This is a genomic window from Tepidiforma sp. (genome assembly GCF_034433535.1).
Lineage (GTDB): Bacteria > Chloroflexota > Dehalococcoidia > Tepidiformales > Tepidiformaceae > Tepidiforma.
Map to the genome: position 1 here is coordinate 1 of NZ_DAOUAO010000089.1, position 8623 is coordinate 8623.

Consider the following 8623-nt stretch of genomic DNA (forward strand, 5'->3'; position numbering starts at 1 on the left):
ACGAACATCGGCATCACCACGTGCACGTAGCCGGGCTCGGCAATGCCGTTTTCGTCCACCGGGCGGAAGACACCTTGCGCCGAGGGGCTCGTCATCTCGAGCGCCACGTTGCCGCTCAGCACGTTCAGCACGTCCTGCAGGTAGCGGCTGTTGAAGGCAATGCGCGAGGCTTCGCCCTCCACCTTCGCATCGAGGCGGCCTTCGTTGTCGCCCACTTCATCGGCGCGGGCGCTGATCACCAGCTGGCCCGGCATCCCCCCCTCGCCCGGCTGCATCTGCAGGCGGATGATCCCGCTCCCGTCGCGCGCGAAGATCGCCGCAATCCGCGTCTCCCGCTTGAACTCATCCACGCTCACCACCACCCGCGTGTTGAACTGCGCCGGGATGAGCTGGTTGTAGTTCGGGAAGGTGCCCTGGATCAGCTGGGCCACCATCTGCACGTCGTCCCATTCGAAGAGGACCTGCGAACGCTGCGGGTTGATGCGCATCTCCACCGGCAGGCTCGAATCCCCGATGAGCCGCGAGAGCTCGCGCAGGGCCCGCGCCGGCACGATCACGTCGATCGGCTCCGCCGGCGATTCCTCGAGCGTAATATCGGCCACGGCCAGGCGGAAGCCGTCCGCCGCGGCGAGGGTCAGCCGCGGGCCGTCGCTCTTGAAGCTGACGCCGGTCAGCACCGGGCGCGAATCATCGGTCGCGGCGGCGAACTCCACCCGCTCGATGGCGCGGCGCAGGGCCTTAGGGTCGAACCGCACGCTGACGCCATCGCGGATCTCGGGGATGCGCGGGAAGTCGGCCGCATCCATGGCGTGGATGGTCGAATCGTTGCGGGCGCACTCGAGTCGAACCTGCCGCCCGCTGGCGGGGACCTCAATGGAGACGGTGGCGGCGGGCAGGTTGGCCACGAAATCGCTGATCAGGCGGGAGGGGACGGTCGTCGCGCCCGGCTCATCCACCTTCGCGCCCACCCAGGCGACGATCGAAATGTCGAGGTCCGTGGCTGCCAGCTTCAGCCGCCCGTCCTCGGTCTGAAGGAGGACGTTCGAGATGATCGGGATGGTGGCCCGGGTGGCCACGGCCCGGCCGACGATGCTGAGGCCGCGCTGGAGGTTTTCCTGGAGGACCTGGACTTTCATGTGCTTACCCGCCTGATCCATTTCGCGGATCCGGCGTGATTATAGGGGCCGCCCGGCCCCGCTGGCGAGCCCCGGCCGGGGCGGTGACCGCCGCGGCGCTGCCGCCGGCGCCGCATGGTTCGACTCCGCACGCACGACATGGGCTACGCTTGACCCATGAGTTAGGCATACCTAACTTCTTCTCTGAAGCAAATCTTTGAACGGAGCATTGCCTCGGCCCATGAAACTCCTGCGTCTTTTCTTCTTTGCCGTGCTCGCGGCCGTCCCGCTCATCGCCCTCGCCTGCGGCGGCGATGACGACGACGATGCCGGCGAGTCCGCTGGCACGGCCCCGGCCGCCGCGACGACCACCGCCCCCGCCGCCACCCCCACGCCCACGCCGAAGCCCTCCGGCAGCATCACCGTCTACTCCGGGCGCGGCGAATCGCTGGTCAAGCCGTTCTTCGAGCAGTTCACGAAGGACACCGGCATCCAGGTCAACGTGAAGTACGGCGATTCGGCTCAGCTCGCCGCCCTGCTCGCCGAGGAAGGCTCGGCCTCCCCCGCCGATGTCTTCTTCGCCCAGGATGCCGGCGCCCTCGGCGCGATGACGAAGGCGGGCCGCTTCGAGCCCCTGCCCGCCAGCCTGCTCGAAAAGGTGCCGGCCGCCTACCGCGCCAAGGATGGCACCTGGGTCGGCGTCTCCGGCCGCGCCCGCGTCATCGCCTACAACACCTCGCTCAACATCGCCGACCTTCCCACCTCCGTGAAGCAGCTCACCGACCCGAAATGGAAGGGTCAGGTTGGCTGGGCGCCGACGAACGCCTCGTTCCAGGCCTTCGTCACCGCCCTGCGGGTGCTCGAGGGCGAAGCCGCCGCCGAAAATTGGCTGCGCGACATGATCGCCAACGATGTGAAGCTCTATAAGGACAACCGCGCGATCGTCTCGGCCGTTGCCGCCGGCGAAATCAAGCTCGGCCTGGTGAACCACTACTACCTCTGGGGCTTCATCCGCGACCAGGGCGAGGGCTTCGCTGCCCGCAACCACTACACCGCCCCCGGCGACCCCGGCTCGCTCGTCAACATCGCCGGCGCCGGCATCCTCAAGACCTCGAAGAACAAGCCCGCCGCCCAGGCCTTCGTCGAATACCTCCTCTCCGAGCAGGGGCAAAAGTACTTCGCCGAGCAGACCTTTGAGTACCCGCTGGTAGCGGGCGTGCAGGCCGACCCGCGCCTGCCGGCCCTCGACACGCTCGAGCCCCCGGCCATCGACCTCACGGACCTCGACGACCTGCAGGGCACGCTCGCACTGCTCCGCAAGGTCGGCGCCCTCCAGTAGCGAAGCGCCATGGCCGTCCACCGGCGGCCACCGGCGATGCGAGCCCCGGCGGCCCTCTGGCTGCCGGGGCTCGGGGTCGTGGTCGCCACCTTCATCCCGGCCTGGTACCTCTTCCGGCGCGGCACCGAGCGCGGCTGGGCGCCCTGGCGGGAGGTGCTCAGCGAGGCCGCCTGGCCCCTCCTGTTCCGCTCCCTCCAGCTGTCGCTGGTCGTGGCCGTGGCCTGCGTGCTCGTCGCCCTGCCGGCGGCCTGGCTCACCACCCGCACCGACCTCCCCGGCCGGCGCTGGTGGTCGGTCCTCATGGCGGCGCCGCTGGCCGTCCCCTCGTACGTGATGGGCATGACGGTGGTCGAATTCCTCGGCCCGCGCGGCATCCTCCAGGGCTGGCTCGAACCGTTCGGCGTCGACCGCCTGCCGGAGATCTACGGCCTCTGGGGCGCTGCCCTCACCCTCTCGGCGGTCAGCTTCCCCTACGTCTACCTCGTCCTGCGCGGCGCGCTCTCGACTGCGAGCGTGGCCGAAGAGGAGGCCTCCCGCTCGCTCGGGGTCGCGCCCTGGCCGACCTTCTTCCGCGTGGTGCTGCCCGGGCTGGTGCCGGCGCTCGCCGCCGGGCTGCTCCTCGTCATCCTCTATGTGCTGAGCGATTTCGGCGGCGTGGCCACGCTCAACTACACCACCTTTACCCGCGAGATCTTCCTCGAATACCAGGCCTCCTTCGACCGCACCCGCGCGGCGGTGCTCTCCTGCGTGCTGGTCGTGGTCGCCGCGGTCATCCTCGCGGGCGAACTGGCGCTCCGCCGCCGCGCCGATATCCAGCCCTCGCGCCGTACCGCGCCGCCGCGGCCGGTCCCGCTCGGGCGCTGGCGCTGGCCGTCGGTCCTCTTCCTCACCGGCATCGCGCTCACCGGGCTCGGCCTTCCGCTGGGGGTGCTCGGCTACTGGCTGGTGCGCGGCCTGCAGGTCGGCGCAAACTTCCCCGATGTGGGCGAAGCCGGCCGCCACTCGCTCACCATGGCACTCGCCGCCGGGGCGCTGACCGTGGCCCTGGCGCTGCCGCTGGCGATCCTCGCCGCCCGCTACGGCGGCCGCGCGGCGAGCGCGCTCGAGCAGGCCAGCTACCTCACCCACGCGCTCCCCGCCCTGGTGGTGGCCCTCTCGGTCGTCTTCTTCGGCATCCGCTACGCCCGGCCGCTCTACCAGACCACCTGGATGCTGCTCTTCGCCTACCTCGTGCTCTTCGTGCCGAACGCGCTCTCGGCGCTGCGGGCGAACCTCCTCCGCCTGCCGCGGCGCCTGGAGGAGGCCGGCACCTCCCTCGGGCGGCCCCCGCTGCGCGTCCTCGCGACCGTTACCATCCCGCTCGCCCGGCCGGGGATGGCCGCGGCCGGGGCACTCGTCTTCCTGACGGTGCTGAAGGAGCTGCCGGCGACCCTGCTGCTTTCGCCGCCCGGCTACGAAACCCTGCCCGGGCTCATCTGGGGCCGAACGAGCGATGCCCTGTATGCTGGTGCTGCGCTGCCTGCCCTGCTGCTTATCGGGCTGGCGCTCATCCCCCTCGCAGTACTGGCCTGGAGAGGCGACCCTGCAGCCATCGAATCCTGACGCCACTGGCCCGGATGTCGCGGCCCTGCGCCTCAGCGGGGTCGATGTGCACTACGGCAGCTTCCGCGCCGTCCACGATGCCACGCTCACCCTCGCCCCCGGCGAGCTGCTGGCCATCCTCGGGCGCAGCGGCAGCGGCAAGACCACGCTTTTGCGCGCCATTGCCGGCTTCGAACGGGTGAGCGCCGGCGAGATCGCGATCGCCGGCGAGGTCGTCGAAACCCCGCGGCGCCATGTGCCCGCCCACCGCCGCAGCGTCGGCCTCGTCTTCCAGGAGTACGCCCTCTTCCCGAACCTCACCGTCGCCGGCAACATCGGCTACGGGCTGCCCCGCGGCGAACGCGGCCGTGTGGAAGAGCTGCTCCGGCTGGCCCACCTCGAAGGCCTCGGGCGCCGCTACCCCCACCAGCTCTCGGGCGGCCAGCAGCAGCGCGTCGCCCTGCTCCGCTCGCTCGCGCCGCGCCCCCGCGTGCTGCTGCTCGATGAGCCGTTTTCGAACCTCGATGCCGGCCTCCGCGTGCAGGTGCGCGATGAGGTCGCCGCGCTGCTCCGCGCGCAGGGGATGACGGCCCTGCTGGTGACCCACGACCGCGCCGACGCCATGGCCGTTGCCGACCGCATCGCCGTGATGGAGGCGGGCGAGATCATCGAGGTCGCGACGCCGCGCGCGCTCTACTTCGCCCCCGCGACCCGCCTCGCTGCCGGCTACGGCGGCGATGCCCAGTTCATCCCCGGGGAGGGTGATGGCGCCGCGGCCCGTTCGGCGCTGGGCGCGGTGCCGCTCGCCCGGCCCTTCCGCGGCGCGTGCGACCTCCTCATCCGGCCGGAGTGGCTCGTCCCCCGGCCGGGCGGCGTCGAGGCGCGGGTGGTCGCCCGCCGGTTTGAGGGTGCAGTCACCCGGCTCGACCTCGACCTCGGCGGAACCCGCCTGGTGATGGCCGCCGCCTCGGCGGCGCTCGCCGGGGCCGGCGAATCGCTCGGGGTGGGGCTGGCCGTGCCGGCGGTGCCCTTCCCGCCCGCCCGGGCGGGGTGAGTGCGGGCGTGCTACCCTCCCCGCATGGATGCCTTCCCCGCCGATGACGCCGTGGTTGCCGCCCTGCTGCGCGAGCCGCCCCTCATGCGGCTCGCGTACGTGACTGCCTCCGGACAGCCGAAGGTGGTCCCCATCTGGTGGCAGTATGCCGATGGCCGCTTCACCGTGATCACCGGGCCGAAGGCCGAAAAGGTGCGGCACCTGGCGGCGAACCCGAAGGTGGCCTTCACGCTCGATACCGACCGGCCGCCCTACCGGGTCCTGCTGGTCGAAGGCGAAGCGGCGGTCGAGCCGGTCGAGGGCATGGCCCCGGAGTACCCGGCGATTGTGCGGCGGTTCCTCGGGTCGGCGGCCGAAGGCTACCTCGCGCGGATGGAGGGCCGGGTAAAGCGGCAGGTGCGCATCACGATCACGCCCCGCCGCTGGCGCATCCTCGATTTCGTGGAGCGGCGGCCGAAGTCGCTCGCCTGATCCCCTACTCCTCGAACAGCTGGAACAGCACCCCGCCTGAGTCCCGCGGGTGGATGAACGTGTGGCGGTGCCAGTCGCTCTCGATGATGCCGCCCCACGGTTCGATCCCCTGCGCGCGCAGCGCCGCTGCCGCCCGCTCCACCGACTCTACCTGGCAGGTCACGTGGTGCATGCCCGGCCGCCGCGAGTCGAGGAACTTCTGCACGAAGCTGTCCGGCCGCGTCGGCGCGATGATTTCGAATTTCAGCTGGCTCCCCGGGACCGAGAGTTCGCACCCGGAATAGCCCTGCTGCTCATCCGTCCAGCGGGAGAGCACCTCCATGCCGAAGACGCGCTGCTGGAAGGCGATCTGCCGTTCGATATCCGGCACCGCCATCGAGACGTGGTCAGCGCGCACGAGCCCGACGGCGCCGCCCGTGGTGCTGCGGTCGACCTGGGGCGCCGGGCGGTGGGCCACGAACAGCTGCCAGAGGATGCCGCCCGAGTCCTTCGGGTGGATGTAGGTCACATACCAGCTGCCGTCGTCGGTCACGCCGCCGAACGGGCGAATGCCGAGCCGCTCCAGCTCAGCGGCCGCCGCGTGGATATCCTCCACCTCGAGCGTGATGTGGTGCAGCCCGGGGCCCTGCTCATCGAGGAACTTCTGCACGAAGCTGCCCGGCCGCGCCGGCGAAATCACCTCGAACTCCATGTTCGTGCCCGGCACCTGGGTCACGCAGCCATCGAAATCCTGGCCCTCGTTCGGCTCCCAGCTGTGCAGGAAGCGAAACCCGAGCACCCGCTCCAGCCACTGGGCCTGGGGCTGCCAGCGGGGCGCGGCCATGGAGACGTGGTCGAGGCGTTTGATGGGCAGCATGCGCTCACTCCGGCGACGGATGGGGAAGGTGCGCCCATCCTACGGGCCGCCGGGCGCGGGCGGCAATCGCCCCGGCGGCTATACTGCCGGTGGCGCCGTTGCCCCTGCGACGCGCAGCACGTGCCATGTCCGAGCCCGCCCCAGCCACTCCCCGCAGCGCTGCGCTGGTCGTCAACCCCGCGGCGCGGGGCGTCCGCCGGTTCGACCCGGCCCGGGCCGCCCGCTACCTCGAACGCCGCGGGCTCACGGTCCATCTTTCCGTGCCCGAAACCCCGGAGGCCGCGACCGCAGCTGCCCGGGCCTCGGCCGAACGCGGCGATGCGCTCTGCTTGGTGGTCGGCGGCGATGGCAGCCTGCGCGCCGCAGCGGGGGGCCTCGCCGGTTCGTACACGGCGCTGGCGGCGGTGCCGGCCGGGACGGTCAACATCTGGGCGCGCGAGGCTGGCATCCCGCGGGGTATCCGCGCGGCCTTCGAGTGCCACCTTGCCGGGCAAACCGCGGCCATCGACCTCGGCCTCGCGGATGGGCACCCCTTCCTCCTGATGGCCGGCATCGGCTGGGACGCCGAGATCGCCGCCCGGGTGAACCCTCGCCTTAAGCGCGTCGCTGGCGACCTCGCCTACATCCTCGAGGGGCTGCTCCACCTGCCGGCCCTGCGCGTGAAGCCGGCGGCATGGTCCACGCCGGCCGGACGCCGCGCGGGGCCGTTCGCCTGGATGGTGCTCGGCAATTCGCGGCTCTACGGCGGCCGCATCCAGCTGACCCCCGGCGCCGTCATCGATGACGGCCTGCTCGACCTCATCGCCTTCTGCCCGAGCGGGCTCCTCCCGGCGGCGGCCCTCGCGGCGCGGGTCGCGGCCGGCGCTCGCCAGGGCAGCAGCATCGTCTCCGAACGGACGCCGGAGCTGGTCTTCGAGACGCCGGGGTTCCCGGTCCAGCTCGATGGCGACCCCATCGGGGTCACGCCGATGACCTTCCGGGTGGCCCACCGGGCCCTGCGCGTCAGCCTCCCCGCCGGCCCCCTGCCCGGGGTGGTGGGAGGTGGGAGGTGGGAGGTGGGAGGTTGAAGGTGGGAGCCGGGAGCCCCGCCCGTCCCTCGCCCCGGCCCGGGAGCCGGGAGGCGGTCCCTCTCCCCCTCTCCCCCTCTCCCCTTCCCTCCTCGTCGCGTACGCTACGCGCATGAGCATCCAGGTGAAGTGGTTCCCCACGCTGATCAAGCGCACGCGTTCGAAGCAGCCGGTGACGGAGGTGGCCTGGCAGCCCGGCCTCACGCCGCTCCAGGTCTTCCTCGATGAAGGCTTCTCGGAGGTCGATGCCGAGGCCGTCATGGTCATCGTCAACGACGCCCAGGCGAAGCTGCACGACCCGCTCGACGACGGCGACCGCCTCGAGTTCATGGTCAGCATCCAGGGCGGCTAGACCGCTCCCGGGGCGCTCCCGCCGGCCACGGGCAGCAGGATGCGGAACGTGCTGCCCTGCCCCTCTTCGCTCTCCGCTTCGAGCCAGCCGCCGTGGGCCCGGACGATGCTGAGCGCCGTGGAAAGGCCGAGCCCCGTGCCCTTGCCCGGCGGCTTCGTCGTGAAGAAGGGGTCGAAGATGCGGTTGAGGACTTCGCGAGGGATGCCCGGCCCCGTATCGCGCACGCGCACTTCGTGGTAGGCGCCGGGGAGCAGCCCGCGCTGCGCCCAGAGCGGCTCATCGCGCAGCTGCACCCGCCGCCGCTCGATGGTCAGCTCGCCGCCTTCCGGCATCGCGTCGCGCGCATTGAGGATGAGGTTGAGCAGGACCTGCTGCAGCGCGCCGAACTCCCCCTCGACCGTGTCGTCGCTCGGTTCGGTGCTGATGGTGAGCGTGATGTTCGGCACGAGCATGGGGCGCACGAGCGCCGCCGTCTCCGCGATGAGCCGCCCGAGCGAGACCGGCTCGCGCGCCGCCACCGAGGGCCGGCTGAAGGTGAGCAGCTTCTGGATCAGGCTGGCCCCGCGCTCGCTGGCCGTGGCCGCATCGTCGAGGTAGGCCCGAAGCGGGCTGTCCTCCGGCAGGCCCGAGCGGGCGAGGTAGAGGTTGCCCATGATCGTCGTGAGCAGGTTGTTGAAATCGTGCGCGATGCCGCCGGCCAGCACGCCGAGGCTTTCGAGCTTCTGCGCCTGCAGCAGCGCCGCCTCGGCCTTGCGGCGGTCGCTGATATCCCGCGCGCTGCCGATGAT

9 protein-coding genes are annotated in these 8623 nt (G+C 71.5%); 6 read left to right on the forward strand and 3 right to left on the reverse strand.

Going from position 1 to position 8623, the window contains the following annotated elements; all coding sequences use genetic code 11:
- Positions 1-1157 (reverse strand): DNA polymerase III subunit beta (gene dnaN / locus VAE46_RS05035; protein ID WP_322795825.1); only part of this gene is annotated, 1157 nt, incomplete at its 3' end.
- 199 nt (positions 1158-1356) lie between these two features.
- Between dnaN and VAE46_RS05040 the strand changes: the two genes are divergently transcribed.
- Genes VAE46_RS05040 through VAE46_RS05055 form a run of 4 tightly spaced genes read left to right on the forward strand, consistent with a single transcriptional unit; the run spans position 1357 to position 5560 of the window.
- On the forward strand, positions 1357-2454 hold the full coding sequence (locus VAE46_RS05040) for an iron ABC transporter substrate-binding protein (RefSeq protein ID WP_322795826.1): 1098 nt from the start codon (positions 1357-1359) through the stop codon (positions 2452-2454).
- Between the two features lie 36 nt (positions 2455-2490).
- Positions 2491-4056 (forward strand): iron ABC transporter permease, encoded by a 1566-nt coding sequence (locus VAE46_RS05045; RefSeq protein ID WP_322795827.1) that lies wholly within the window; start codon positions 2491-2493, stop codon positions 4054-4056.
- A 46-nt stretch (positions 4057-4102) separates the two neighbouring features.
- Positions 4103-5089 carry an ABC transporter ATP-binding protein gene (locus tag VAE46_RS05050; RefSeq protein WP_322795828.1) on the forward strand — a complete coding sequence of 329 codons (987 nt, stop codon included), beginning with the start codon at positions 4103-4105 and terminating at the stop codon, positions 5087-5089.
- Positions 5090-5113: 24 nt separating this feature from the next.
- Complete coding sequence (locus tag VAE46_RS05055; RefSeq protein ID WP_322795829.1) at positions 5114-5560, forward strand: pyridoxamine 5'-phosphate oxidase family protein; 447 nt, start codon at positions 5114-5116, stop codon at positions 5558-5560.
- Between the two features lie 4 nt (positions 5561-5564).
- On the opposite strand, the gene VAE46_RS05060 is transcribed toward VAE46_RS05055, so the two are convergent.
- The gene (locus tag VAE46_RS05060; protein WP_322795830.1) at positions 5565-6416 is read right to left on the reverse strand and encodes a VOC family protein; all 852 of its coding nucleotides are present in this window, start codon (positions 6414-6416) and stop codon (positions 5565-5567) included.
- A 125-nt stretch (positions 6417-6541) separates the two neighbouring features.
- On the opposite strand from VAE46_RS05060, the gene VAE46_RS05065 reads away from it, so the two are divergent.
- Together VAE46_RS05065 and VAE46_RS05070 are read left to right on the forward strand one after the other, a co-directional pair.
- Positions 6542-7483, forward strand: a complete 942-nt coding sequence (locus VAE46_RS05065) for a diacylglycerol/lipid kinase family protein (RefSeq protein WP_322795831.1) — start codon at positions 6542-6544, stop codon at positions 7481-7483.
- A 112-nt stretch (positions 7484-7595) separates the two neighbouring features.
- Complete coding sequence (locus VAE46_RS05070; RefSeq protein WP_322795832.1) at positions 7596-7835, forward strand: hypothetical protein; 240 nt, start codon at positions 7596-7598, stop codon at positions 7833-7835.
- Here the strand turns inward: VAE46_RS05070 and VAE46_RS05075 are convergent.
- The coding region (locus tag VAE46_RS05075; RefSeq protein WP_322795833.1) for a sensor histidine kinase at positions 7832-8623 on the reverse strand (792 nt) is incomplete at its 5' end. The two genes, VAE46_RS05070 and VAE46_RS05075, sit on opposite strands and share 4 nt — an antisense overlap.

Coding starts and splice junctions, on each gene's coding strand:
- VAE46_RS05040 (WP_322795826.1), top strand. CDS start 1,357: ATGAAACTCCTGCGTCTTTTCTTCTTTGCCGTGCTCGCGGCCGTCCCG.
- VAE46_RS05045 (WP_322795827.1), top strand. CDS start 2,491: ATGCGAGCCCCGGCGGCCCTCTGGCTGCCGGGGCTCGGGGTCGTGGTC.
- VAE46_RS05055 (WP_322795829.1), top strand. CDS start 5,114: ATGGATGCCTTCCCCGCCGATGACGCCGTGGTTGCCGCCCTGCTGCGC.
- VAE46_RS05060 (WP_322795830.1), bottom strand. CDS start 6,416: ATGCTGCCCATCAAACGCCTCGACCACGTCTCCATGGCCGCGCCCCGC.
- VAE46_RS05065 (WP_322795831.1), top strand. CDS start 6,542: ATGTCCGAGCCCGCCCCAGCCACTCCCCGCAGCGCTGCGCTGGTCGTC.
- VAE46_RS05070 (WP_322795832.1), top strand. CDS start 7,596: ATGAGCATCCAGGTGAAGTGGTTCCCCACGCTGATCAAGCGCACGCGT.